The sequence below is a fragment of the Cohnella massiliensis genome, from assembly GCF_900169535.1.
Classification (GTDB): domain Bacteria; phylum Bacillota; class Bacilli; order Paenibacillales; family Paenibacillaceae; genus Cohnella; species Cohnella algarum.
In genome coordinates this window covers 229,358-255,294 of the sequence record NZ_LT821255.1, presented here as the reverse complement: position 1 = coordinate 255,294, position 25,937 = coordinate 229,358, and the positions used below count along the sequence as shown (strand labels likewise).

Here is a 25,937-nt window from a genome sequence, read left to right as displayed (position 1 = left end):
GTTGTCTAATTCTATACCCATCCAAAATTATCCTGCCACGGCAATGCAGATAATTTCCTCATCATGCCTACAGTTCAACAATGACGCCTGAGATTAAGATGCAAGATGTGATAAAGGTATGTTAAGTCTGTTTATTACGCTTTAAGATGCGATAAATAACGAACAAGGTAGCAACAATACACCCAGTAATAATGAGCATACTTGCAAAAGCAGTGGATGATTGCTGGTTTGCCTCAACTGCTGGCATAATTCCCTTGGTATCGTCCGTTGTAACACTGATCATTCGTGAGGATTGTTCATCCAAGAATGCCTTATAGGTCTCTTCATATCGTTCTGGTGTCCACTGGCCCATTGTTGAACCTTTATACAACTTAACATTATTATTGCCATCCAGAACAGCAACAGCGTTGACATCGCCTGTAAGAGTTAATTTGTCATTTTGTTGCAAAAGAACCATAATTCTTGCCCCTACTTCCGGAAAATCAAATCCAAGCCACCCATACATCGGTGGTTTATCGCGCTTTAAAGTAATTTCTGTTTGCTGATTTTCCCCCTTAACAACTGCTTCAACGGAAATTCTGACTTGTCTCTGTTCTTCGGAGTACTCTTTTTTCGTTACAGTACCAATAATAATAAGACTCGATTGCTTAATCATGTCTTGTGGAGGAATAATAGATAATTTTGCTTCTGTTATTTTGCTGAAAGATAGTAAGATAAGTAATATCATCAATATCAACAAACTGCATTTTTTCATGAGAAACCTCCCCCGTAACCTCTGTATGCTATTGACGATCTTGGTATTTATTTTGTTGCGTAGCCATTATAAAGTCACTACTATGGCAGAGTGCTTCTCGAAGTGATTGCTCGACAGAAATCGGCTCTGGAAGTTTCAGATTTCTCATTCGGGAAAGGATACTTCTGTAAGGATAATGTGGTCAAAGAGTATATTGCGGATACAGAGGATAGGGAGGTTAGGAGGGCAGAATGGTCATATCTCCTATAAACCGAAAATATTCCAGACCCCGGATCGGAATCGTCTCTTTGTTCTGGAGTAATTGATCCGTTTAACCTTGTCGACTTCGCGGTTTGCGAACTGATTTGTCTTCGCCTTGTTCTTGTACTTTATGTACCCCGGCTCTAAGTACTACTCCAGACATAATTTTTAGCATCCAATGAAACAATGGCATTCTCAATCATTACAAAAAATTTCTTCGATGGCCGTAAACCCAAGAAAAGAAGGTGCCGTCTATTGCACGACACCTCTTGATCAACTATGCAAATTTTACAGCTAACCCTGAGCCGGTCAAAATGAGATGGGGGAGGGACGACCAAACTGCAAAAAATATTCCGAACCCCCGTGGGGTTACAGCAATTAGTTCAATACTCGTCGGGAAGCATGAACGTGTAATACTGAACCTTACCATCATTACCGTAAACCGCCCACACTGTTTCAGAAAAGAGCGGCTTGTCCACCGTGACCAGACGGTTTTCATTACCGTCAGTAACAACGGTTTTACCATCAGCCTTCCGAAAGACAATAAAATGCTCATGATCTTCGAATAGCCTGTTAATGATCGAAATGACTAAACCCCAATCCGAACAGCCGATTCGTTTCACCCCAACGGTCATGACCTTCATTAACCGCATGATTACTTACCTCCACAAAAGCATTTATGCGCCGCTCTTACGTGAAATCCAAGTATATTGACACAAATCAAATCTGCTGATTTTTAGGATCTCTTGCCCTTTACTTGTTCCGCCGCGGCGCATTTGTATCCTCATTTTCACCACCAACTTCAATATCCAGTTCAGGGAACTTAGCTCCAACTTTAATAGCCGCGATTGCCAATGGTCGTTTACTCATCCCGTTTTGCTCATATCCTTCGCGGATTGTGTTGTAGTAGTCAAGAGAGGGCGGCTGAATCGGTCTTGTGTCAGGATTCATGATGTAGACCATGACTCGAACCTCTGCCGATTCCTTTAATTCGCCAATCTGGTCATCCTCTTCATACAATGACTCAATCCGGGCGGTCAGGATTTCTTTACGATAAAGACCGATATGAACCCCTTCGTAACGATCCAACCGGACTTCATCAGCCTCTGAGATTCGCCAGAGCACAACCGGTACGCGTTGTCCGGGAGCTTCCGTAATGTTGGCGTAATAACGAAACTCCAAAACAAAGTCTTCGATAAAGCCGTGACCCACTACTTGACTTTCGGGACAACGAACCGACATCCCGATCAGATTCATATTGCTTCCGTAAGCGGCATACAGCTTTGATTTTTGCATATTGTTCACCCTTTCGTTAGAATTGGTCTTCTAACTTAACTCACTTGCCCACTCAATCCAAGCGCCTTCTCGTTATTCTGCTATTTCCGCCAGCGTCTGTGCTGCCGGATCTCGCCACGCGGAATTTCCTTCAAGATGCTTTAACAGATGATGGCGCATGGTCTTGAACTCGTCGGAGATCGCCCCCATCCTTAGCAACCAAACGCGAAACGCATATTTGTCATTCCCGTTATGCGCGGCGGTGACTCGATTGGTCGCCCGATGCTGATTTAACGCCTGAGCGACGATCAGTAAGCTGAACTGAACATAGCTTTTGACTTCTCCCGCATGCAGGGAACCATTGAATAGGCGGAACTCTACGGTTTTGAATCTTCCTGAAAGAAGGTTATGGAGATTCAATAAGCAGTAACGGCTATCGTGATAGCGATGATCAATTGGCGATTCCGAGTTGACAGACGCATACCATACATTCCCGAATCCATCGAAAGTTGTCGGCTTCTTCTTATTTAACTGCCGGATGAAACCATTTGAAAGCGGCTGACAGAACCGATTCTGTCGACTCGAATGGCACTGTACGGCTTTGTACATCAAGTGTTGTTTGGCATACACGATGTTGCATAATACCCGCAGACTTTTCGGAGTAAAATGTTCGGCTCCGACGTGAACATGGATGCCTGTGCTGCTGTTCGTTCCAGCCCCGGCGCGGCGAAGCTCGCGCACAACATTTTGCAATGTGGGGATGTCTTCATAGTCTAGCCTGGGCGAAACCAACTCGCATTTGTAATCGTCCGTCGCAATTTGCACCCGATTATTTTCTAACCGATGCGGTGTGACGGAGCCGTCTCGCACAACTCGCCAAATCCGATTCTGACGATCTTTGACCTCGTAATTATCGAACCCCCAACCTCCAATCTGCGTTGCGGAAGTTCCAAAATACTTTGCAATGACTTCCGCTGCCTTCGACCGATTGATTCTTGTAAACTCAATTTCAATACCAAACTTAAGTTCTCGGCAATCAACCAACCCCTTCTGAGCCTCCCAACCAACGCAAATTTCCCCACGGTAGTTGTACAGCCACTCAGAAAAAGTGAAGGCTTTCTCGCAGGTTTGTGAAAAATTTCTGAGAAGAATTTTGTGAAGATGCCAGTTAAACGATCAGCATTGCGATAAACACCCGATCTTCACGATCACCCCCATCCGTATCGCCTTGTTTAGTACAGAAAGTCAAGATCATCATCAAAAATTTGAAACCCTATTTTGGGACATAAAAAATCCCCTCTGATTGAGGGGAGGGAGGAACCCCTTATAGGATTAACTGGCAAGCCCGACGCGCAAATACATTTGATAACTCATTACCTTGGATTCAGTGAACGCTCGGCCATGCTTACCGTCCAAGCTCAATTGTTTCGTTCCCAGTCGATCAAGCCTGATCAACCCCACAACCGTATCCGGGACTTGATCTTGGGTTTCAGCAGGTGACCAGATCGTTTTTCCATCCAAGTTAATGCCAAGAGCGATTTCGCTCGATGACTTAGACGCGGGAAGTTTTAACCATCCTTGATCAGTGTACTTATCCGCATTTACAACCTTAGTCGATGTCTGACCGGTCGAATGCATGCCGAGAAACTTCACATCAATCGGCGCGTTTGACTGGTTCAACACCTGAAACGGAACACTGACAAAAGATTTGTCCGACGCGTCCGGTAAAATTGCAAAGCTAACCGTTGTCGGCACAGTTACGATTATCCATGTTGCGTCCACAGTTCCAACGATATCAAAATTTTGGATAACGTTTCCGCCAATCGTGCCCCCGGTGCCCCCAGAACCACCGGAGCCTCCAGTGCCGCCTGAATCTCCTGAACCCCCTGAACCCCCAGTGCCACCCGTATCTCCACCGGAACCTCCTGTACCCCCGGTGCCACCTGGGTCACCGCTTGGGTCGCCAATACTAGCAAGTGTAACGAGCGGATATCCGTCATTAACACTGCTTGTAGAAACCCATTCCACACTCAAGAGGTTTCGATTTGCATTTAATAATTGAGCAAACTCCGGAGAGGTCATCTCGCTTGTTGTTTTCGCTGTAATGCCAGTTATATCTCCGACTCCAAAGCCAAGTTTAGGATCTTGTTGAAGGCCTTCCACGACGATAGATGTATCCATATTCCAGTAGGAAGAAGAAATATCGACTTCCGTCGGAGCGCCATCCGTTCCACCTACTAAACCACCAAAAAAATGATCCCCCGCCCAACTGCCAATTGGGGAAATGTCTATTAAGTTTCCTGTAGAATACGAATTGGATATTGTCCCTGCTCCGACATTCTGTCCAACTAGGCCACCGACATAATAAACACCGCTAACATCACCAGTTTCAAACACATTAGTGAGTATACCGGCATTAAATCCGACAAGCCCTCCAACATTCTGAAAACCAGTGACATTCACTGTGGCATAAGATGCACTGATCGTTCCCTTAATGTTTGTCACAGTCGACCCAAAGTTCACCCCGACCAGACCACCAATACCCCCATTCCATTGGTTGCCTTCGGTAGCTTTAATCGTACCAGTTGCGTAAACGTTAAAAATTGTACCTTCATTAGACGCGGCCAATGCTCCAACTTTATTGCCAACTGTATCGAAATTTACATTCTCTAATCCAAGGTTTTTCACGACTCCGGTGCTGCCAATATACCCAAATAGTCCGGTGTCCATGTTGTTCGATGGATTATTTTTGGTCAAATTCAACAGCTTATGCCCATCCCCGTCGAACGTTCCGTTAAACGTGCCAATAAAAAACGGATAACCCGATGTCCAGCCAGCAACATCAATATCATTGTTTAGCTTCAGGAATTTACCTTGAAACGAGTTCCCTTGATTCGTAACTTGATCCGATACCCACTCCAGATGCGAAACCGTACTGATTAAGTACGGATCGGATTCTGTGCCGGAACCGGGAGGTGTGGCCGGAGCCGCATACGATGAAAGGGGAGAGAGGACTGCCAGCAACAAGGCGCTTAATAGAGACATAAGCATGATCTTCGAAATAGCTTTCATCATTCCTTAGCACCATCCTATTCTTGGTTTTTGAGTATGGGGGGATAATGCGGCATCATTACCCCCGTCATGGAGTTACTCCTCGAAAGACAACCTGAAAGGTCGCTCTTAGATTACGCCGCTCATAAGCTTCAAGAGCCATGAAATCAAACCGCCAAGTTCTCCGGCGATTAAATACAATAAGCAAAGCGCGAGGATAATGTACGTAAACACACGACGTCTCAAGTAAAGCCAGTACGGATTTTTATAGCCGCCTACAGAGCTTATTGAACTCTCAACTTCTCGGACAACCGACTCTGCATCGTGTGTAACCCACGAAATCTTTTGTCCATCCTTTTTGACCATTCGTTCTCTCGCCATCGGCATGCCTATAAAAAGCAAGTCCAAGATGGATGTTGCAATCAGAAAGAAGGTTATAATGAAAACTGCAACGCCAATGATTACCCTGATAGTTGGGATAAAAGGATTTACCCACTTTCCAGCCGTGTACAAGTCTGCCGATGTCTTATCCATCATCAACGGAACCATCATTCTCGAAATCTCGTCATTCGCCATCGTCAAATGCTGATAAATATCGTCCTGCGTACTTTTCGATACCCGTGAAGACTGGAGATTTTCAATAAACAAGCCTAAAGCCTTCTTGCGGGACTTCGCGGTTGCTGACCGAAAATTATCGTCGTGATATTCCAGAATTCCCTTGTTCTTGTCATACGTCAGCATTCTTGTGTCCGTGTTCTGGTTATCCGACATGGATGTAAAGTCCAACTGCATGTAGGAGCCATCTGTGCCTAACGAATCCCAGACTTTCTCAAAGTAAGGTCGATCTCCAGCGTTAATCGGAATCGATATAACCGACGAGTTTTTCGTTCCAGTAGTACCATCCGATACATCAGCGAATGCTACAGATGACCCGAAAGCCAAGAAGCAAGTCAACGTGAGCATCAGCAAAAGATATAGCTTATTCATTTTCATTGGGCTTGACCTCGCTTTCTACGAGTTCACTTTCTTTTCTAGAGGAGATAAATGAATAACTGAAAATACAGAAAGGCACAAGCATAGCTTTAACCATTACTGTAACTAAGACACGACACATGAGTACATCCTTGAGTCAAAATTATACAAATGGCCAATTCCTCCGAAAATCATGAGGAGTAGGAAAGAATCGAGTACTGACCAGAACATAACCAGAAAAGACAAGCTATACGGTAGTTTCATAAATTCAATCCTTCTTTCCTAGTCTCACTCTGTCAAATCTTGTCCTTGTCTTCCAATCTAAGACAATGGTAGTAAGCCACAATCGACGCTACTGAGATCGATACGACATATTTGCCGACATTCAACTCGAAGTGAACTTGCTGCCCCATCAAAGTCAGAATGGTTAAATAACCGATGGTAACCCCCAAGATTCCAAGCAGAATAACGGTTGTCTCAAGCAGCCAGATCAACGTCCGCTGTACCTTCCAGATCGCATTACTCGCGAAGATTCGAACTAATACATGCTGGAGCTTTGCTTTCATCCTGCACACCCCCATAATTGATTGCAAAACGTAACCGGAATCGCCGCTCAAATCCGATAAACCAGAATTAAGGTAACACGCCGCCGCTACATATCCCGACAGCGGCGGCTAACTTCATTTTTTCGATCACCCTTCGGTCAACGCCACGCGAACGTACAACTTGTAGTTCAATGTCTTGGCAACATCCCACGCATTACCGTGCTTGGCGACGACCTGAATTTCCTCCGAACTGTTTGGTTCCAGAGGGAAAGTGCCAGCCGAGACAGAAGGCGTTACCCCCTCGATTTCTGCGGGCGACCAGACCGTAATTGGCGTACCACTAACCGATTCTAATCCAAGAGCAATTTGCGAAGTGGTCGCGGATCTTCCCAATGCCGACCATTCCTGATCCGTATGAGAAGTTACATCGACCACTTTGGTATCGGTGCCGCTGGTGGATGTGATTCCGAGTATTTGCAGATCAACCGGCGCATAGGTGCTGTTCACAACGGTTGCCGGAACGGAAGTGAAGGGTTTCACGTTATTCGGATTGATCGCAAACGACAAAACAGTCGGCATAGTTACCACGATAGTCGTGGCACTGGCAGTACCCACGACATCTACTGTCGAGCCGTTGTCCGGATCGATTGGCTGGTCGGCAGAAGCGACTGCGGAACCGAATAAAAGCGACAACAATAAGACTCCTGTAGTAACTTTCTTAAGAAAGCTTGTTCTCATAGAAGTTTTCCTCCTTATGATTGAGTGACTGCCATGATCTCGGTTTCCTGAACCCCGACAATTTCGCCTTGATAGACTATGTTGTATCGGACAATCAACTTGTTCTTGTCACCCTCCAGCGGCTTCGATAGCTCTGCCTTCTGGATGTACTGCTTGGGCTTCATGAGCGGCGATGTGTACAGCGTTTCACCTTTATGAATCACCTCCACGTAGCACTCCAGCGAATTGCGTTCCGGGTTGGCCACCATTAAATGAAGCGTCTTGCTGCCCTTTTGAATCGTTGCCTCCGAGTTGACGGTCACCGTAAACATCGAAGCGTCCTGCTTTTGCTTCAAATAATCCCGGATGGCGTCATCGGACATATGCGGCAAGTCTCCGTCCAGCACTTCACCTCCTCCGGGCAGTGGAACCGGCTTTTTCTTGTCCACTGGATCGCTGTCATGGTGGCAACTTCGAAGAAATATGAATAGGACGGAAATAACCAATATCGCTCCGATCCCGATCCAGCGGTTCCGGTTACGACTGTTCTTTTGACGGTTTCGCTCATTCTCGCTCAAGAAAGCGTCCTCCTTTCCTAACTGAAGCCTGATTGATACCCCCATCTCATCTCTAAAAGGTTCCGTATGCGACGTTTGAGCCGCATACGGACAAAAGAGAAAAGAAAGGAGGAACGGTCGTACAACCGGGTTTGGAAACCCTTGTACTTCCAATAGAAAGTAAATCATCTCTGTTTTTACATGCGTCCGATAAAAAATGTCTGAAGGAAACCGAACCCGAACTAGCATTTACGGCAAGTTTTCTGTTCGTTTATACTACGGTGGCTGAAGTATCTTTCACCGCCACCAATTGAGCATGAACGGCAAGCCGTTTCGTCGTCCCGGCTGGCCCGTAACAGGTCGATAACGTCAGATATTGATCCAGCGGCGTGATCAGATGATTGTCGATGGCCTTGACCTCATTTTTCTCGCGGATATGCTTCACGAAAGATTCGCGCCAAGGCAACTGAGTGCCGTTACCGACGTAGAGCATATCGTCTTCATCCGTGACGTAGACCGATACGATTTTGAACACCATCTGTTGGGAAGGCGTTGTCAACTGAATAATTCCCGAGTCCGGCTCCTCTTTAAGAATGGTCAGCAACTCTTTCAAACTGCCGAACATTCTTTTATTGCTGAGATTGTGACCATACAAAACGGTATTCGTACCAAGGTTCCTCATGTTGCTTGATGCGGAAGCAAACACCCATCCCAAGGAGCTTGGTTTCTTGTCAAAATCGTGGTCAAGGTAAAACTCGTTGTCCGTTGTCTGCACGATCGGCATATCGATGCCAATTGAACCGATTCTGAGCCATCCAACGGTTTCCTCATTTTGTTTCAACAATTTATCGAAATTGACCGGCAGGAAGGGTTGGGCATTTGAACCCCCGACTGGGACGATATTGACCGATTGTGCGGAAACAGGCATTGGCGCTTTGGCATACTGCTGAACTTCCTCAAGAATTTGGTTGGTTTCTTTTGCATCCGAATGCCATGATGCCAAGGCAGATGAGAAATGTCCCAAAAGAACCAAGGAACTGGACAACATACCGTAAAAAATGAATTTACGAATCGTCGGCTTAACCAAATGACTGCACCTCCGGTTTCAAACTGATAAAATTTTCAGCTTGTTCTATTGCGAAATTGCGGTTCTGTCTTCAAATGGACTTTTTTCTTCAAGCGTTGTCCAAGCTTCCCAAGCTTCCACGAAATCCTGATACTCCCCTTGAAGAAGCCGGTATAAAACCTGTCGCTCCATCACATGCGCGTTATCTGTAGATTGCAAAATATAGAGAAGATGAGCCAAACGCTTCTGATCAACTTGTGCGAAGCACTCCTTGAAGTAACCAATAGAGAAAAAGAACAGCAACCGCATTTCCTTTCGGAATTCGCTTAAATCTCGAAACCCCATATTGCTAGGCTCCGGGAACCATTTACTCAAATCGCCTACAAATAGGCTCTGGGTGCCAGTCGGATTAATTCCAATGCGAAACTGCAACATGGCGGCGTCCAAAGCATCCTGGGTTTGTGCTTGCATGACCAGGCGAATTGTGTCCCTGCCGATACGTTTTTCCAAACATTTTCCGGCATAGGAGACAGTAGACTCGATGTTGTTCAACGGACAATTAAAATGCTCGGCAGTCAGCTTGTAGTTGTAGTTACTGTTGAAAAAGAAACGGATCTTGTTCTTGACAGACTTATGAGTAAGGAAATCCTGAGTGCGCGTGTACTCAACGATTTCCATCAAAGCAGCGTATCGACTTTCCTCCAACCGTTTTGCTTCTTCATCAACAAGTGGGTTCGACTGCAATCTCTTTCTGACGGTATAAACTGCTTCATGAAGCTGCTTGAAGATGATCTTTGCCATTTTTCTGATTCACCCCCGAGAACACCAAGCTGCTTAGGTAACAACCAAAGTCACAAGAAAACAACCAGAACGAGAATTCGTTCATTTACTTAGAAATTCCAATCAGTGAAACTGGGAAATGGCTTTTACTTTTGACTTTCCCCCTCTCCCAAAACCCAGAGTTGACAGCCCTTCGACGCCAGAAGAAATAAAAGAATAGAACGGAGCCGACCTTTTTTTCTCAGTCGTGCATTCAAGTAAGAGTAGATCGAGGTCGGGCTTTTATTTTTCACACTGCTGTAATTCACGAAAAAAGTGCTGCCCGCACCCCGATAGAAGCGAGATGCGAACAGCACTGTTAAAGAAGGAACCTTATCTGATAATTACCCCCTGATTGGGACAGAAAAGACGGAAGTCCAATTGAACTGACATAAATAGAAAGGATTTTTACCCCGGATGACGAGCAGGGAAACCTCTCTGCTGGCCGATTGCGTGACTCGCGCCACTGCAATAAGAATTATCTGGGATACCCGTAATTTTTTCGACGATCTCAACTGTTCCATAGCGGGAATCATCGTCTGCATATGAATACCGCATATTCACGTTTGCTAAAAGAATGAAGATCTGTTCTAAGCGACTGATCTCGTTTTATAAAATACTGTGCAACTTTTATAAGACGCTGATCTTCATTTATAAAAGTCTAACCAACTTTTATAAAACGCTAACCGACAGTTATAACGGTCTCAGCCAGATTTATAAGTCAGTATCGGAGAAAGGAAAAGGAATGGATGATGGGATAGAAGACCGGTTTGCAATACGTATCAACCAAAAGGGCATAAAAAAACATAAATCGAACGACGGTATAAAGAGAAAATGCCTCGCCGCTCTGTGACTGCATCAGAAAGATGCAGAACTAGAAGCGGCAAGGCGATTGTGGAGAAAAATGAACATATTTCAAACCTTATTGATTGGGGCGTATTGTATAGCGGAAGCTTCATATCAGAACACCCGCCGAATGGGGGGAACGAACTCCGACAAGTTCAAGCGTTCGAGCAACTCATCATTTTCAATAACGATGAGTATAAGCGTCTTGAAGTCATTCTCCTGCATCCAAGCGGATACTCGCTGACTCAAAGACGACATTCTCCCACCTTTGTACAAATATTTTACTGTGGAGAACTCTTCAAAGTCATTGAAACGTTCAATCAGATTTGTAAGCTTTTTAATGCCCCAAGGTGTTCCCTTTAAAGCACTGCCTAATACCGAAGGAAGCGAAATATTCAGATCATCTGCAATATGATAAGAGACGAGTCGGAATACTTCACAAATGACATCAAAATCCTCTAGAAATTTCGAGGATTCTAATGGGCTGGAAGAATCCGAACTCCATAACAAACGGAGTGGAATGCCGTATAAGCGACTCGGGTGCCGTTTTGCTTCATCATCGTTCAACATCGCCGTTTCTCTGCTGATTTTCCTGGTAAACGTGAACAATTCACAAACCGCGGCAAAAGCCTCAATATCGTTCGCCTTACCTTCATTCGACTTGCCATCGATTGGTCGAAGACAGAAGTCCGTCAGCCATTCTCGAGCTTTTGCACTTGTAAGCGGTCGAGTTATGACCGGGTAGATCTCCTGCATGACCTCGATATCGGTAAACGTCTTGTTAAGGCTGAATGTTTTCATGACCATCCAGCCTCCTCAAACCCCAAGCAGTTCTTTTACTCTCTTCTCGTAACGAACATACGTTGCAGATTTTCCTTCCCTTACAAGATGACCATGTTTGTTATTTCCTGATAGAGTAGTAATTTCAAGATTGTCCAATCTGAAGTTGTCATGATTCCTGTCGATATGGTTAATATCATACTTTCTGCCTTTCTCACCGAGCGCATACAGGGCAATTTCACCATAACCAAGCATTGCGACTATCTGATGGAGTCTCGGAACAAAGTGGCCTTCTTCTCTACTTCCTAACTTAATGCTAGGGTATGAATCATGAGGTTTGTCACAGTTGCCACCTGAACGCTCATAACTATGAAGAAGAAATTCACCTTCTGTAGGATAGAAGATTCCTTTTTCGAAAACTATTCGTTGTTCTCCCGTTTTGATATCTTCCAGAATAATTCTATCGCCTTCACAGTCGGTAATCTCTTTATACACGTTTGTGTTGAATTTATACACCTTTCCTTCTAAATATTGCACAAACAGGACGATATTTTGATATACCATTCGAACAACACCATGAGAAATAATACGTTTGCCGTTATTTAACTCTGCCATCCGAATTTGCTTGAGAGTCATCCCTTCACGAATACGAATAAGGTTGTTAATCGGAACCCAGTCTTTCTGACTGGCAATCACTTCGTACTGTCCTTTCAGACTCATGTTGATCTCCTCCATCTTTTCTCTATTTTTATCTAAGGGTTTTGTAACGTTATGACTCGAAGATTCGAATCAACTCTCGAAGGCGATTCCGATGGATCGATAATCTCGCTGCGGCTTCGGTTGAATTGTAAGCACCGCTTTTATACTCGGTGTACACTTTGTAAAAGTCTGGCGGGAACGTTTGAATAGGGCGCCCGATCTTTTTCAGCCGAAGGGTAGTCAAACGTTCCTTTTCCTCAATAAATTCCTTAATAGCCGATAGTGTCTCGAATCCCTCATCAGAGATAACGCGTTGATTATTGGACTCGAGAAGAACCAATTCTACTTGAAGTTCCCGGATTTTGCTTAAAAAATGACGTAATTCGGACACGGTATCAGCGACCTCTCTGAGATTACGAATTACCAAAGTGTCCGAACGATTGAGCTTGTCTAACGTCTCATTAAGAGCGTTGCCGCCAGACTCCCCCAATTCATTAACAAGATCAATGAACACCTCATCAGCCTGAGAAACAACCTTAAACTCATCGATGTCTTGCTTGCGCCGACACCGAATGTACCCCAATCGAGCCATAACCATTTTCTCCTCCCGTTGTTACATCCTGACCGTGTACTTAGCCTGCTTGCGAAGATTAAACTTCACATTGCCAATGCAGATATACCATTCCCTGTCATACTCAATTCTGCATCGTATAAACGTGTTCGTGATAAAAATGCTGATACTGTCACCACAATGAAGTGGATAGTCCGACCCGTCACCCAAATCAACAACCCAACGGTCAAGACCTGCATCATAACTCATAGAATGACCCATCGTAAGCATTCACCACCTCTCAGGGAGAATCGATCAACCTGCAAACTTGGACGCGATCACGCAGAACACCAGAACAATACCCATTGCAATAGCAATTGATTTGCTGATCTGCCGAACGACAACTGGAAATGATTCATTCGTTGCGATCTCCAAACAAGTAATTCCGCAGGTGAAACTGAACAGAATACTGGTGAACAGGAACAGGTACAGCATTGCGACCAACTCCTCCATCTTTTCTCTCTTTTAGAAAAACTATAATTTTACTTTTTTACCATTAAAACCTTTAGCGGTTGTGTTATGTTATAGCATGGGTTGCCCGTCAACGCAACTAGTTTTTAGGCAAGAATAAAAGTTTTTACCCCCGCAGACCGACCGCCGCCCGACCGCCAAAAACAGTCGACAACGTGACAGCCGGAAAGCCGCCTGTCAGACGACGAGAGGGGGAGGGTAAGGGTGAAGCACCAGCCGGGGGAGAGAACGCCCGTTTGGGCAAACGTAGAAGGCGTGACGAAAGCAGGGATATCGGCAAGGAAGCCGGAGCAAATTGGGTTTAGTTGGAAAAGGCGTGGGATAATAAAAATCCGAGCGAAGGGAAGCGAACCCCGCTCGAATATCGTCAGGATTCGCTTAACTCATGATTTTTGAGGAAGTGTACTTTTTGGAAAGGTCGTGATGGTGCACCACGACACGGTTCGACAAAGCTATGCGGACATTTGGGGCATATCAGGCCGAAAGTGTGTTTATACGGTAGACTTGTGACAACATGCTGTCACTAAGTTCGACTGGAAATAAAGGAAAAGTGTTCTTTAAGACAGGTATTCTGACTGGATCACGATTACTCCCGGTTAAGCGTGGTCATGAAATAATTTCAAGACAGGGAAACCCGAATCGGCTGCAATCAACCGATTCGGGCTTACCTGTACTTTTATGAATTTACTAAAAATCCTTATGGTCACTGCGGTCATTGTGGTCATAGCGGGAACCGTGGTCTCTCAGCCCTCTGTTTAACTTGAATATCGGGTGAAATAATAGCCAGCACTTCATCCGGGATATGGAAATTGACATAGATGAACTCCTTAGCCCTTCGGTCTGTTCCTGAAGAAGAAACAGGTTTGTTCATTAGAAAAATCTTTGTCCAGCCGTCATTGCATAAATCATTGTAAATCTCGCTATCGTAACCGCAGACCATCATGTAGGTGTTCGTACACCTGATTAACTCGCGAAAATTGATGTGGTCATCTACGTCCCACGAGTAGGCATAAGGCTTTTTGTTACGCATTTCATTCGGGTCATAGGGAACGTCGGCAAATACTAAGCATTGTGATGGAGAATAATCCTCCTTCCCTTGCTCGATGCTTCTAATCAGTCTTCGACAATCCCAGCGCACAACTTCAACCCCTGACAGGATTGGTGTGAACCGTTCGAGTTCTAATATGCGGTTGTAAAATTTATCATAACGGCTTCTCCTTGAAAAATCATCAAATACTTCCATATCTGCTGCTCTGCTCATTTGTGCTGCGATAAAGGTATTAGCCGCCGAACCGACCCAATCAGGATTGAAATCTCCAATTTCTGCTTGTTTGTTATCCTGTTCCCGAGCGGCTACTGCTGCCTCGAATATTTCGCGGCTATAATCCGTCCAACTGAGCCTTGTAACTAACTCCTTCGTGAGGTTCTGATTTCCCAATACTTTGAATAAGCAACAAACCGGGTAATCAATCTCGCAGTAAACCCGCTGTTCAAACAACCCCCGATCCAGATTCAAAAGACAACGTCCTCCACCACCTGTGGCTTCCACATAGCTTTTCAACCCGTACTGTTTAGCCGCCCATTCAAGAAGCGGAACCAGTATCCATACTAAGCCATACTTACCGCCGAGGTACGAAATGATTGACTGAATGGTTCTCTGCATCGCACTCCAAGGAATTGCCTCAACAAAGGAAGGAGAGGAGAGGGGATGCCTCTCCTGATTTTTTGGTGAAAGGAACGGATTAGTCATTGTTAACACCCCCTTTTACTGCTTCATACACTTTAGGAATTTCAAGGATATAGAAACGCTTCGTGCTGTACTCCGAGGGTATACCTTTGATTCTGTCTCCGTTTCGCTTCTTCTCAGATTTTGAGAACACCTTTAATATTGCAAATTCCTGCCAAGTAGTCAAAATCTCGCTACGCTTAGGATTTGTCTTGGCAATATACCCAACACGACTTGGCTGATTCGAGTCATCGTTCCAAATAAAAGCAGCATCTACTGTATGCGGGTGAACAGCTACTAGCCCTGGAGGATAATCCGGGGTGTCCAAGACAATTGCTTTGTGAGCTTCCTCGGAATAATTTCTTTCACTGAGCTTGGCAATCTCCGAGAGATCGAGAAGTAACTCTTCTTCCAAAATTTCGAGATTAGATTGAGCATTCTCTTGGCCCAATGCTCCTCCGAGAAGCGCCTCAAACTCTGCTGACGTGATCTGCTTTACATAGTCTGTTTGTGCAAGCTTCTTCGCATAACTAATCATTTCCTCCAATTGTTTTCGTGACAAGTAACCGCCAAATTCAAAAAGCGCACTTAAAATTTCAGGAATCTTTTTCTCGTTACCTTCATAAAGCTCGTGTAAAACATAAGACTGGCTTGGTTGATCGAATTTTAAGTATTTAAACTCGACCAAGAACACGCCTTTCGGGTATTTAATGGTTTTTGCCCGGTAGACCGTCACTTTCCAACGCTTGCCAAACACTACAGAACCAGCTGCGAATTCGGCTTTCCATTCAAAAGACTTTTCGATTTCTTCAATAGATGTTAAAATTTTGTCATCGGATTCGCCTTCTTCGCACTTGTCGTAACTAGACTCTTCGAAATTACACCTGTGTTCGCCCTGCTCAGCATTGCTACTGATGGGCAGTTGCGGGTTGTTTTCGCCTTGTACCGGAGTTCCGTGATCTGCTCCAGTTACCGCGCCCGCATTTTCCGATAATTCGTTCTTCTGTTTTTCTTCTTGTACCATTTTTATTTCTCCTCTCGCATCTTTTTAACTTGCGAGAGAAGTACAGGCGATCCGAATATTTTTACAAAAGTAAATTAGAAAAAGGCCAAAATTAACCCTTTTTAGCCCTTCTCGAAAAATTTTTTCGCCTTCTCAAATATCCAATCCAGCTTCATTTCCAATATCTTGTAAATGGGGTTCTGACTCCAGAAGCAGACATCATAAAAGCTAATGCGGAAAAAGAACATATGTATACCATTTGACCAAGCAACCACCAATCTAAAGCATAAATAAAGCGCCATATAAGATGGCGCATAGTAAAATACTCCTGATTCATTTCAGAAACCATTACAAGAACGAATATTGATTTGGACATTCTTTATCAAAGAGTGTCGGTCACCGAATCGGCAACCGACACTCAAGCATTTCTTACTGCACCGCTCCGAACGAATCCAAAACACTCACGTTCGGCGCGATGAAGTTGACGCCTTTTTCGGCAAACTCTCCCGTCGACGAATCGGCCTTCATGTGAGCGTCATTGCGGTTAGCCAGCTTGAAGTCCATCGTGACGAACCCCTGCTTACCGACGCTGAAGAATTGAGACTTGTCGGAGGGTACTTGCAGACCCTCGATCTCGAGCGGCACTTTGTCCGTATACGTCACCAGCGGCAAAGCAAACGTTGTGATGTACTCGCGGACGACGAGCTGCGTGGTGTCCTCCGAATACCAGCCTTGTCCGACCTGAAGATCGTTTGTACCCCGCACCGCATTCCCCAGTGTGGCGACCAACGATTCGCTTAATGCTGCACCGCCATTTTTCTCGAAGTTGGCGAATACGTTATCGTCGCTGAGGATTTTCATGTTGACCAGAGCGGTCTTTAAATCGGCATCAATGTTTTGAACCGACCTGTTTCCATCCACCCCGACGAGCTTACCTCCACGAATTTCGAGCGTATGGACGACCTGGGATGTGGATGCCTCCGTAGCCGACACGTTGGAAGTGACCGAGCCGAATTCCTTGCCGCCGATTTTCAGTCTGCCTTCAATCGTAAGAGGTATCGACCATTTTCCGTCGTCGCCCTTCGTACCGTACTGGCTCAGGAACCCCTGATTGATCTCGTCCGGATTATACGTGCCGGATGGATTCCATACTTTATTCAAGGCAGAACTGCTGATATCCAGCGCGAAGTTCCTGATCTTCAAGTCGCCATCGGATTTGCCGCTGACCGTCACTGCGGAATCCTTGTAGATGACCTGTTTACCGTTTGCACCCAGTGAAGCCGCCAACTGTTTCGCGCCAGCTTCTGTCGCGGTCGATACCCCCGTGACCTCGGGGCTTACCTTGACATTGTCGAACTGTACCATGCTGAAGCTGACCGGCTTGATCTCCCGCAACTTGTCTCCGGCTGCAAACGCCACGCTGGTATTGCCCGAAGTATCGGAGTAGGCGTACAACACCTCGGGGTTCACCTTGAAGGTTTTATCGCTCTGCTTCGTTTGCCAGAACAGACCATTCTCCGACTGCGATTGGGCGCTGAACGTAGGGAGCGTGCTATCGTCCTTCGGCACGTAACGCTTGAACATCACTCTGGTACGGTAATCGGCAGTGCGATACGATGGAGTTGCCGATCCCGACCAGCGATATGGCGTACAGCCAAACAAATCACAGGAATAGCGGGTCTCGCTGTACGTATAACGGTCTGCCGGACTTTTGATGCCATACTGGAACAAGGATTGTTTAAGAACGGTCAACCAGTTCGCTTCCTCACCCATGCTTGCGGCAGTAATTCGACCATCGAACAGGTTGAAGTTGTTGACCCACGACGCCAGTTTGATGTTCGACACCGAACTGTTATCCCGGATCGCCAGCAAGTCGCCTGCCAAGTTAAAGGAAGCCGATGACGAATATGGCGTTACCGATCTGATCGGCGTATCGTTCACCAGCTTCGCCTTGCTCATGGCCCATTTCACATTGCTCAAGTCAGGATCGATCAGACGGAACATTGTGCTTCCAGAAGGGGAAAGGCCGGGATTGATGAACGTCTGAATCGGCATGGAGAGTGTGAATCTCGCCGTGTTCACGCCTTCGTCCGCGATATTTCCCCAATATTGCGATAACCGCCATTGCGGAACCTCGAACCCCGATACGACAGGCTCGGGACTATCCTCGACCGCTTTTACGAACAGCGTCAACTTCGCATTGGAATAAACGGGTTTGCCGTTCTCCTTGACATCCTTGTACTTATTCTCAACTGAAGGTAGCGGGTCGCCGTCACCGCCTAGATAGAAATGAAGCTTGTCTGGCGCAGGAGTGTCCCACCCCAAATCGATCTCCCAACTGTTAGACTCGGCGGAAACCGGAATCGAGACTGAACCATCCACACCCGTAGCCCGTTTGGTCATCTCTGACTTGTTAATGTTCTCGTTGTCTTTCTTGTCGACTAACGAGAAGCGGGCTTTGGGATCGGGAACCAGATCATAGGTTTTTCCTTCATGTTCGACCGACATGCTGCCTTGGATGGCCTGTTCCTCTGCGTTCTTCGCAATATCCCACAAATATCGTTTGCTGTCTTCCGTCCAGCCTTTCACCGGCTCGGTAAAGGTAACCCCTGTCGGAGTGCCGTTGCGGTCAACGACTTCGACGTTCAACTCGGCATCAATCGCTGGTTGGTTGTTCATATCTTTCCCGCTGCCATATCCCCACGGCTGATAACCCCATCCGCCGAACGGGTTGGCCTTGTAATCGGCGGATACCGGAACGCTTTCGCTGGAAGGCTGCAACGTCTTGGCGTAATAATCCCGTGCATAGGAACGGAACGTGTACGGAATATTTCCGTTTTCCTTGTACGGAGAACGATCCGCATCCGCGGCGGAAGATGCACCCCCGAGAGCGACTGCTTCGGCCTGACGCAATGCGGACAAACCTTGAACCGTACTGTCATTGGGCCGTGCCGTCTGGCGAACCCACAAGTACCAATCGACCGCATTTTGCATCGGCATAAACGCATATTCCCGATCCAACGGGCTGCGTCCGTCCCGAACGCTGATTCCGACAACCGTTTGCAAGTTGAGGATTACTTTGTTTTGGTTAAAGGCTTCCTTCATCCTCGATGCAAAATCATCGTACTCCCGGCCCGACAATATGCCACGTTCCTTGATCAAGTCCAGATAACCCTTAAACATCATGCTGGCCGCAATCTGTGCGTCCATCTTATCCTCGTCACTTAAACCGGAGTTGTTCTGGTCGGCTACGTAATCCGTCAACAATTTGCGGAACGTTTCACCCGCCACTTGCTCCGTCCCAATGCCGGACAAGGAACGATTCGGATTGTCGGGAGCCATCAGATACAAGGCTCTTTCAACGAGCTTCACAAAGAAGTTATCGGAACCCATAATCGTTGAGTTCTCATGATTCGCATAAGGCAACGTGCGCTTTAACAGTTCCTCTCGGGAACCCCCCGGAGCGCTGTCAGGATACAACGGATTGTCGCCGTACAACGTTTTCACCCTGCTGCTGGAGCCGCTGCGTTCAAACGTCACCAACCCCGATCCTTGCTTGGTGAACAGATCATGAGAGGTTTTGTTCGGAGCCATGTAGAACATCATCGACTCGTTGTTGAAGTTGAACCCATTCTGCATATCCGATTCGGTAGCGTCTGCCGACAATACCTGATCGTCGTCAATCAGGAAACCAACCTGCAATACCGCCACCGAATCGGAAGTTTGGAACGATCCGGCTGGCGTCGAAGAATAACTGCCGCCTGTCGCCGGGGGAGTGCCGCCAACGTTTGCTTCGCTTGATGCGGCATGAACCCCCGAAGGCGCGACGAATGAAAAAGTCGATGTTACCAAGGCCAGCACCAGAATAATACTCAGGCTGGAACGGGTAAGTGCAGAATTTGTGCGTTTCCTTTTATATAGAAGGAATGCAACTCCGCCTGTGAACACGGATGCACAAAGGACGAACGCCAACCAAAGATACGGAAGCACGTCTCCCGTTTTCGGACTCGACGCTCCGGCCCCGGTTGCGATACCGGCTCCCAATACCACTTTGGTTACGGGGGAACCTGCATCGATAGCGGCGGTCATGATTTCGTCCGTATCATTGTCCTTGATCATAAACGACTCGCCTGGTGTTACGGCAAATGTTTCCGATTTATGGCCTCGATAGGATTTATCCGCCACCGCCGCGACGTTCATGATCGAGAAGTTGTAGTCTTTGCCGCCTTTGCTGATCTCCAGCGTGTGCTTCGGTGTCAGGACGATATTGATGTTGGCTTTACCCCCTGAAACGACTAAGGTATCGGTACTGGCCTTCGCCGCGGCGTACTTGCCATCGACCGTTACCTTGTACGTGCCATCGGCAATACCTTCGATGGTTTTACTGCTCAGGTTCAGCGGATAAATGCTCGATACCCCATCGGAGGACGTAAGGGTGACATCAACCTCCGACCACGCTTGGCTTAAATCGACGTTACTCTCCGTAGAAAGATGGACGCTAATCGAACCCGATTTTGCAATAGCCTGTTCAAAGACGACAGGGAACACGACTGCGCTGCTCGATGAACCGGAAAGGAGAGAAGTCGGCAAACTGATTTCTGCCTTTCCGTTGGCTCCATCTTTGACGGTTCTTCCGGCAGACGAGACGAGGAACTTCCAAGTGAGTTTGTCCTTGTCGATCCAGACCATGCCATTGGCATCGGAAGTAAAAGATAATGTGCCTTTGCCTTCCAGTAATTTGATCTCGACAGGAACATTTTTGAGCAATGCGCCAGAAGCATCCTTCAGCATCAAGCCGACCAGCTTCGGGTTGGTCTGCATCATCGCTCCGAACGGGTGAAGCTTGGTTCCCGTCAGATCACGAATGGTTTGGTCTTCTTGATCGCCTTCTGAATAGTCGAACGTGCGAACGGTGAAAGGAAAGTGGGTGCCGACTTTCACATTGAAGTCATGCCGGGTCACACTGCCATCCGCTTCGGGGACATCATCGCTGAAAACCAAATGCTCGATTACTCCGTCTGCTTTTCTGAGAACCAGCGCCAGCCGATCTCCGAGACGATATCCCGGATGATTGAAGACGAGCCGGTAGCGGTTCGTCTTGCGGTCGAAGTTCTGGATGTTGCCTGTGGCGGAACTGATCAGCTTGTTGTCCTGTGCCGACCATAGCTCCAGCGTGAATTCAGGGATATAATCCGAACCCCATCCCGCTGGAGCGTACACATCGACATACAGACCGTCGGTTACGGTGCGGTCGGAGCGGTCGACTGTCACCTGAGAGGTCGTTGTGGGCGATGTGGTCTCTGTGGGAACAGAGGTTAGAGTGGGTAGACCGGATAGAGACTCTGAACCCCCGGCTCCACTAGCGGCTACAACTTGCGAATCGACTGAACCGTTACCGGCTGTCGGTTCCGCCGCGAATACGGATGTGGCAAACAACGAGAAAAGTAAGACCGTTGCTGCCAGACTGCTGATGATTCTCTGCATTCTGCTTTCCTCCTGTAAACTTTGGTTTGCACCTATGCAACTTGGCTTCGCCGGTGCTTGATAGGAGTACATTCACTTGGAAATCCACTGCCCCCGCGAAAAAATATCTTCGGAAATAACCCCCGAATATCCACAGATTTATCCACACTTTGTTCACAGCAAAAAGAACGATACCGCTCAGGTATCGCTCCGGTTGTGAAAAACCTAAAATAAGTGAAGTATGGCAGAAATGATATCTCCTAGCCCTCCCAGCACGATATACGAAATGCATAAGGCAAGGACAATATAGGCGAATACTCTTCTCTTGAAATAGAGCAAATAGCCGTTTTTATAGCCCTCGTCGTTGCCAAGACTTGTCTCGATTTCCCGGATCACGAATTTCGCATCCGCCGAAACAAACCATATCTTCCCGCCGTTATACACCTTTTCTCGCGCCCAAGGCAACCCGATAAACAAAAGATCGGCAATCGTAGAAAATGTCCAGAATAACGTAAGAACAAAGGTGACTACGCCCAATACCCCTCTGATGATTGGAACGGCAGGATTGATCCAACCAATGGCTGTGAATAAATCCGCACTCGTTGTTGTCGATACCAACGGAATCAACATTCGTGACATGTTCGAATCTCCATCGGATATCCGGTCAAACAAATATTGTTGCGTCTGTAAGCTCAACTTTGAAGCTTTTACCTCAGACACGAACTCTTCCACAGCGCGGTTTTTGCTGGTACGGGTGGCTTCCTTAAAAGCCAATCTGTTGAAGGCGATTACCCCCGCATTCGGGTTATAGGTGAACAGTTCTTTTTCCGTGGATACCGGATGATCCACATTAGGCTCAAGTTGAATGCGGGAATCCTCTGTTCCTGCCCCCAATTTTCTGAAAATGACCGCCACTTCTTCCTGTTCCGAAACCGGAACTTCGATTTCGCTGATCGCTGTTCCTTGGTCGGCGGCATGAACTGACGGTGGGGGAAGATAACATAAACAGACAAGCACCAATATCCCGACGATCCTTCTCAGCAATGTCATAGGAAAGCCTCCATTTTCCTCAAATAAAAAGCAATATGCAGAAGTCGCCTTCTGCATCAGAGAATGAACTTTTTCAGTTCGAGCCATTTTTCCACAACTAAACGGCTTGGTTAATGCTTAAGAGTGATCTTGGAACCATCGGTTGGTTGAACGTAAATGAAAAAGTCTTTTTCCCACTGGTCAAAGTCAGGCAGTCTATGCAGACCAGTCAAGTTGTACCATTTCCCGTTTATCATGATGGCTGACTCCGCATGCCCTTCCGGGCCGTAGATCATCGTGTTATACCCCAACGCATCGAATACAGCGGAATCGACTTGTGAAATGGATTCGCATCCGCGATTCAACTCAATCAGTGCTTGGTACGCCGAAAAGGGAGCCTCGCCAAGATCTTTTGCCTTCGCAACCAATTGGGTGGAAAGAATCCGCGCTTTAATGATCTTTACAATTTCTTCTTTGCTAACGCCGTCTGCAACAAGTTCTCCATAACGCTGTTCGGTAAAATATAACCCCTTATTCCGTTCCGAACGATCACTTTTGTCACCCGACCATCTGGCGCCGTTCATGTACTCGGTCAGATACTTCTCCTCTTGCGAGATGTCGATTTTATCCAATCCAGCAACGGCTTCATCGACAATTTTCATGACCGTATCGTATTGGGGTTGGTCAAGGCTTCCATAGTCGTGCCGCCCATAGCGAACTATACGTTTCTCAAAATTGCGGTACTCGAGAAATTTACCGTCCATGTCGACGATCCTGATTTTTTCGGCGGGTAAGACCGTTCCTGTCGTAACCGGCTCTTGGGCAGTGCCGGTATTTTCAGAACCCCCGACAGCACTTTCGATATAAACAGTATACGTTGCGCCATCCCACCTGACCGTTCCGCCTAATGATTCGCTCACGAAACGGAGCGGTACCATCGTGCTGCCGTTTACTTTCTGCGACGGTATGGCCAACTTTACCGTTTTGCCGTTTACGGTGGCTTCGCTCTGGCCGACCGTAAGCTTGATCGTCGTTGCTCCTTTTGTGGCGGTAACGGTCTCGGTTGCGCCGTCCCAACCGACTTTTGCGCCAAGCGTTTCAAATATCCCCCGAAGCGGCACAAGTACACTGCCATTCACCATGATCGGCGGCTGCGGGTAGTTCTGCACCACGTTATCGATCACGACAACGGGGTCTTTCTTTTGTACAGACGCGATCATGACTTTGCTTTTCCCGGAAGGAGCGGTTGAAGTTCCGTCCAAGCGGTCTTTGATTCGGTTTATTTGCGACATGAGGGTGTTGCTCTGGCCTCGAAGCGCAGACAACCCGTCGCCGCCTTGGATGGTCACGACGATTTTGGTGTTCATGAGGGCTTTCCGCAAACTTTCACCCTGAAAAGCAAAGCCAGCGTCCATCTTCTCTTCGATGGCCGACAAACTATCGGTTACCTGAGTCACAGTTTCAATGCTCCAACCGCTTTCTTTCAGGGCGGCAACTGCTTTGTTGAGATTGGACACATACGACTCTTCATCGAAAACGTTCGTCTCGTAGCCGATAGAGACGGATTGCTGCTGCGCGGCGGTGGTTAGGGTGGGGAGAGAGGAAGGAGCCGCAACTGCTGAACCCCCTCCGAGAGCCAACTGGCCGATCAGAGCGGTGGTCATGAGAACCCCATTTACAACAAGAGCGAACGACCGTTTGGCTGGCTTGCTGCGCGTGTAGACGGAACTCATCTGAACCTTGACATGACTGAGTGTTTGCTTTACCGGCTTTTCGTTCATCAATGTTGACCTCCTTTGCGAATTGGCTTTCCTCGCCACTTGTTGTATTCACGCTCTGTTTGTAGGTCAGCAAAGATATTTCTTTCTTCGAAACGAGAGCCGGTAATCGTTGGGAGTTATGAAACTTCTTGAAGTAAAAACTTCCCGGAGACAGTTCATATCCATGCGCCCAGTTCCTTTAATTGCTCGACCTTCTGTCGATGCCAATCGATTTCCAAAACATCTGACCGATCAAAACCGAACTCGGTCTGCGTGTAGTAGAAGAATGGCTGCGAAAATTCTAAGGCTGGTATTTGCTTCATGCCGACCCCCTCACGAATTGTCCGAACCACCTGCACGTCGATAGTGTCGGAAGGGAAACGGACAACATTATTCGACAACTTTTTCGGTTTTATCAACTCGTCGCCTTGGAAATGATATTCCTTGATCGATGTTAATGTAAGAAGGTCTCCGTCCAGCTTCCAACGGAACGTATGAAACGAATCGTACTCCGCCGCGCTAAACCAGAAGTAATAACCGGTTCCGTTCTCCATCAATGCAAGCGCATCGTCTTCCCATGCGATATGATAAAGTGAACCCCCTGTCCAATAACCGACTATATCCGGCATTCGATTAACCTCGCTTTCTTCTCGGGTTATACGAATCCACATCGTGTCGCTGAATCGGCATTTGATTCAAAACAGAATAATCGGTGATAGGATTATGTCCCACGTACAATTTACTCAAATTGACGAGGTGAACCAATGGAGAAATATCTTTAATCTGGTTATGGCGCAAATCCAAATAGTTCAAGTGCCAGCGATCTCTGGCAATGAACGATAAGTCACTCAGCCGATTATATCTAAGCGTTAAAGAATAGAGTGGCAGATCCAAAACCGAACTGAAGTCAGAAATCTCGTTATGGGACAAGTCCAATTCGGCCAGCCATTTCAACTCTGCAAGGGGAGACATATTTTGAATTCCGCAATGTATTAATCGAACGAACTCAAGCTTGTGGCTCCAGAGGAACGGATCACTGGAACGGGCCGCGATTTCCTCCTGTTTAATTGCCAATTCACCGAGCACCCATAAATCCTGCAACGAAGCGTTCTGAACGAACAAGCATCGCAGGTTAAGCAATTCTCCTAGAAACGACCAGTCTTTATGTCGACTATCGACGACATGCAACTCGGATAGCTTCGTAAAGTCGCATAGGAAACTAAGATCTGTTGTCTCTGCATACAAGTAAAGAGCTTTCAGGTGGCTAAAGTGCCGCAAATCCGATTTCCACAGACCATGTTCCGAACTCAGTACGTTGAAGCATAACCCCGGTTTATGGATGATAAATGCCCCACTTTCCGATTGCCAAGGAACCTGAAGATACATGTTCGCTGAAGCGCAAATGAGAATACTGTCTAGTCGGGCAACGTCTTTGTGCGAAAGCCTCTCTTTTCCCATGCCCAAAGCTGTCTTAACCGCACTTTCAAAGCCTTTGTCCAAAAATTCGATGAACCCCATATGACCACCTCTCTAAGATTAATACTTTCGTAAATT

23 protein-coding genes are annotated in these 25,937 nt (G+C 46.8%); all 23 read right to left on the bottom strand.

What is annotated here, in order from left to right; all coding sequences use genetic code 11:
• Nucleotides 1-121: 121 nt before the first annotated feature.
• Nucleotides 122-754: a hypothetical protein gene (locus B7E11_RS04455; RefSeq protein ID WP_080832402.1), complete on the bottom strand. Its 633-nt coding sequence runs from the start codon at nt 752-754 to the stop codon at nt 122-124.
• 623 nt (nt 755-1,377) lie between these two features.
• Nucleotides 1,378-1,647, bottom strand: a complete 270-nt coding sequence (locus B7E11_RS04450) for a hypothetical protein (protein ID WP_080832401.1) — start codon at nt 1,645-1,647, stop codon at nt 1,378-1,380.
• 100 nt (nt 1,648-1,747) lie between these two features.
• A complete protein-coding gene (locus tag B7E11_RS04445; RefSeq protein ID WP_080832400.1) occupies nt 1,748-2,290 on the bottom strand; it encodes a gamma-glutamylcyclotransferase family protein in 543 nt (180 codons plus the stop codon).
• 72 nt (nt 2,291-2,362) lie between these two features.
• Entirely contained in the window at nt 2,363-3,313 is a 951-nt protein-coding gene (locus B7E11_RS04440; protein WP_080832399.1) for an amidoligase family protein, read from the bottom strand.
• A gap of 288 nt (nt 3,314-3,601) precedes the next feature.
• The gene (locus B7E11_RS04435; RefSeq protein ID WP_080832398.1) at nt 3,602-5,344 is read right to left on the bottom strand and encodes a GLUG motif-containing protein; all 1,743 of its coding nucleotides are present in this window, start codon (nt 5,342-5,344) and stop codon (nt 3,602-3,604) included.
• Nucleotides 5,345-5,449: 105 nt separating this feature from the next.
• Nucleotides 5,450-6,313, bottom strand: coding sequence for a hypothetical protein (locus B7E11_RS04430; protein ID WP_080832397.1), 864 nt, complete (start codon nt 6,311-6,313; stop codon nt 5,450-5,452).
• A gap of 275 nt (nt 6,314-6,588) precedes the next feature.
• Nucleotides 6,589-6,858 (bottom strand): hypothetical protein, encoded by a 270-nt coding sequence (locus tag B7E11_RS04425; protein ID WP_080832396.1) that lies wholly within the window; start codon nt 6,856-6,858, stop codon nt 6,589-6,591.
• A 126-nt stretch (nt 6,859-6,984) separates the two neighbouring features.
• Nucleotides 6,985-7,575: a hypothetical protein gene (locus B7E11_RS04420; RefSeq protein ID WP_080832395.1), complete on the bottom strand. Its 591-nt coding sequence runs from the start codon at nt 7,573-7,575 to the stop codon at nt 6,985-6,987.
• 14 nt (nt 7,576-7,589) lie between these two features.
• Nucleotides 7,590-8,132, bottom strand: a complete 543-nt coding sequence (locus tag B7E11_RS04415) for a hypothetical protein (RefSeq protein ID WP_080832394.1) — start codon at nt 8,130-8,132, stop codon at nt 7,590-7,592.
• A gap of 250 nt (nt 8,133-8,382) precedes the next feature.
• Nucleotides 8,383-9,198: a class B sortase gene (locus B7E11_RS04410; protein ID WP_080832393.1), complete on the bottom strand. Its 816-nt coding sequence runs from the start codon at nt 9,196-9,198 to the stop codon at nt 8,383-8,385.
• Between the two features lie 45 nt (nt 9,199-9,243).
• Entirely contained in the window at nt 9,244-9,978 is a 735-nt protein-coding gene (locus B7E11_RS04405; protein ID WP_080832392.1) for a hypothetical protein, read from the bottom strand.
• A gap of 978 nt (nt 9,979-10,956) precedes the next feature.
• Nucleotides 10,957-11,643 carry a hypothetical protein gene (locus B7E11_RS04395; RefSeq protein WP_080832390.1) on the bottom strand — a complete coding sequence of 229 codons (687 nt, stop codon included), beginning with the start codon at nt 11,641-11,643 and terminating at the stop codon, nt 10,957-10,959.
• 15 nt (nt 11,644-11,658) lie between these two features.
• The gene (locus B7E11_RS04390) at nt 11,659-12,342 is read right to left on the bottom strand and encodes an HNH endonuclease family protein (protein ID WP_080832389.1); all 684 of its coding nucleotides are present in this window, start codon (nt 12,340-12,342) and stop codon (nt 11,659-11,661) included.
• A gap of 49 nt (nt 12,343-12,391) precedes the next feature.
• The gene (locus B7E11_RS04385; protein WP_080832388.1) at nt 12,392-12,913 is read right to left on the bottom strand and encodes a hypothetical protein; all 522 of its coding nucleotides are present in this window, start codon (nt 12,911-12,913) and stop codon (nt 12,392-12,394) included.
• A gap of 21 nt (nt 12,914-12,934) precedes the next feature.
• Nucleotides 12,935-13,141, bottom strand: coding sequence for a DUF5348 domain-containing protein (locus B7E11_RS30870; RefSeq protein ID WP_425430052.1), 207 nt, complete (start codon nt 13,139-13,141; stop codon nt 12,935-12,937).
• A gap of 45 nt (nt 13,142-13,186) precedes the next feature.
• Complete coding sequence (locus B7E11_RS04375; protein ID WP_139787060.1) at nt 13,187-13,366, bottom strand: hypothetical protein; 180 nt, start codon at nt 13,364-13,366, stop codon at nt 13,187-13,189.
• 757 nt (nt 13,367-14,123) lie between these two features.
• Nucleotides 14,124-15,152 (bottom strand): DNA adenine methylase, encoded by a 1,029-nt coding sequence (locus B7E11_RS04370; protein ID WP_080832385.1) that lies wholly within the window; start codon nt 15,150-15,152, stop codon nt 14,124-14,126.
• Complete coding sequence (locus B7E11_RS04365) at nt 15,145-16,152, bottom strand: hypothetical protein (RefSeq protein WP_080832384.1); 1,008 nt, start codon at nt 16,150-16,152, stop codon at nt 15,145-15,147. The genes B7E11_RS04370 and B7E11_RS04365 overlap by 8 nt, the downstream gene beginning before the upstream one ends.
• A gap of 408 nt (nt 16,153-16,560) precedes the next feature.
• Nucleotides 16,561-21,615, bottom strand: a complete 5,055-nt coding sequence (locus B7E11_RS04355; protein ID WP_080832382.1) for a hypothetical protein — start codon at nt 21,613-21,615, stop codon at nt 16,561-16,563.
• Between the two features lie 204 nt (nt 21,616-21,819).
• Nucleotides 21,820-22,644 carry a hypothetical protein gene (locus B7E11_RS04350; protein WP_080832381.1) on the bottom strand — a complete coding sequence of 275 codons (825 nt, stop codon included), beginning with the start codon at nt 22,642-22,644 and terminating at the stop codon, nt 21,820-21,822.
• 110 nt (nt 22,645-22,754) lie between these two features.
• Nucleotides 22,755-24,404: a stalk domain-containing protein gene (locus B7E11_RS04345; protein ID WP_080832380.1), complete on the bottom strand. Its 1,650-nt coding sequence runs from the start codon at nt 24,402-24,404 to the stop codon at nt 22,755-22,757.
• A gap of 155 nt (nt 24,405-24,559) precedes the next feature.
• Nucleotides 24,560-25,012 (bottom strand): hypothetical protein, encoded by a 453-nt coding sequence (locus B7E11_RS04340; protein WP_080832379.1) that lies wholly within the window; start codon nt 25,010-25,012, stop codon nt 24,560-24,562.
• A 4-nt stretch (nt 25,013-25,016) separates the two neighbouring features.
• On the bottom strand, nt 25,017-25,901 hold the full coding sequence (locus B7E11_RS04335; RefSeq protein ID WP_080832378.1) for a leucine-rich repeat domain-containing protein: 885 nt from the start codon (nt 25,899-25,901) through the stop codon (nt 25,017-25,019).
• Nucleotides 25,902-25,937 lie beyond the last annotated feature (36 nt).

Coding starts and splice junctions, on each gene's coding strand:
- B7E11_RS04355 (WP_080832382.1), bottom strand. CDS start 21,615: ATGCAGAGAATCATCAGCAGTCTGGCAGCAACGGTCTTACTTTTCTCG.
- B7E11_RS04435 (WP_080832398.1), bottom strand. CDS start 5,344: ATGATGAAAGCTATTTCGAAGATCATGCTTATGTCTCTATTAAGCGCC.
- B7E11_RS04375 (WP_139787060.1), bottom strand. CDS start 13,366: ATGCTGTACCTGTTCCTGTTCACCAGTATTCTGTTCAGTTTCACCTGC.
- B7E11_RS04390 (WP_080832389.1), bottom strand. CDS start 12,342: ATGAGTCTGAAAGGACAGTACGAAGTGATTGCCAGTCAGAAAGACTGG.
- B7E11_RS04340 (WP_080832379.1), bottom strand. CDS start 25,012: ATGCCGGATATAGTCGGTTATTGGACAGGGGGTTCACTTTATCATATC.
- B7E11_RS04425 (WP_080832396.1), bottom strand. CDS start 6,858: ATGAAAGCAAAGCTCCAGCATGTATTAGTTCGAATCTTCGCGAGTAAT.
- B7E11_RS04345 (WP_080832380.1), bottom strand. CDS start 24,404: ATGAACGAAAAGCCGGTAAAGCAAACACTCAGTCATGTCAAGGTTCAG.
- B7E11_RS04430 (WP_080832397.1), bottom strand. CDS start 6,313: ATGAAAATGAATAAGCTATATCTTTTGCTGATGCTCACGTTGACTTGC.
- B7E11_RS04365 (WP_080832384.1), bottom strand. CDS start 16,152: ATGGTACAAGAAGAAAAACAGAAGAACGAATTATCGGAAAATGCGGGC.
- B7E11_RS04350 (WP_080832381.1), bottom strand. CDS start 22,644: ATGACATTGCTGAGAAGGATCGTCGGGATATTGGTGCTTGTCTGTTTA.
- B7E11_RS04455 (WP_080832402.1), bottom strand. CDS start 754: ATGAAAAAATGCAGTTTGTTGATATTGATGATATTACTTATCTTACTA.
- B7E11_RS04385 (WP_080832388.1), bottom strand. CDS start 12,913: ATGGCTCGATTGGGGTACATTCGGTGTCGGCGCAAGCAAGACATCGAT.
- B7E11_RS04395 (WP_080832390.1), bottom strand. CDS start 11,643: ATGAAAACATTCAGCCTTAACAAGACGTTTACCGATATCGAGGTCATG.
- B7E11_RS04370 (WP_080832385.1), bottom strand. CDS start 15,152: ATGACTAATCCGTTCCTTTCACCAAAAAATCAGGAGAGGCATCCCCTC.
- B7E11_RS04450 (WP_080832401.1), bottom strand. CDS start 1,647: ATGCGGTTAATGAAGGTCATGACCGTTGGGGTGAAACGAATCGGCTGT.
- B7E11_RS04335 (WP_080832378.1), bottom strand. CDS start 25,901: ATGGGGTTCATCGAATTTTTGGACAAAGGCTTTGAAAGTGCGGTTAAG.
- B7E11_RS04405 (WP_080832392.1), bottom strand. CDS start 9,978: ATGGCAAAGATCATCTTCAAGCAGCTTCATGAAGCAGTTTATACCGTC.
- B7E11_RS30870 (WP_425430052.1), bottom strand. CDS start 13,141: ATGAGTTATGATGCAGGTCTTGACCGTTGGGTTGTTGATTTGGGTGAC.
- B7E11_RS04445 (WP_080832400.1), bottom strand. CDS start 2,290: ATGCAAAAATCAAAGCTGTATGCCGCTTACGGAAGCAATATGAATCTG.
- B7E11_RS04420 (WP_080832395.1), bottom strand. CDS start 7,575: ATGAGAACAAGCTTTCTTAAGAAAGTTACTACAGGAGTCTTATTGTTG.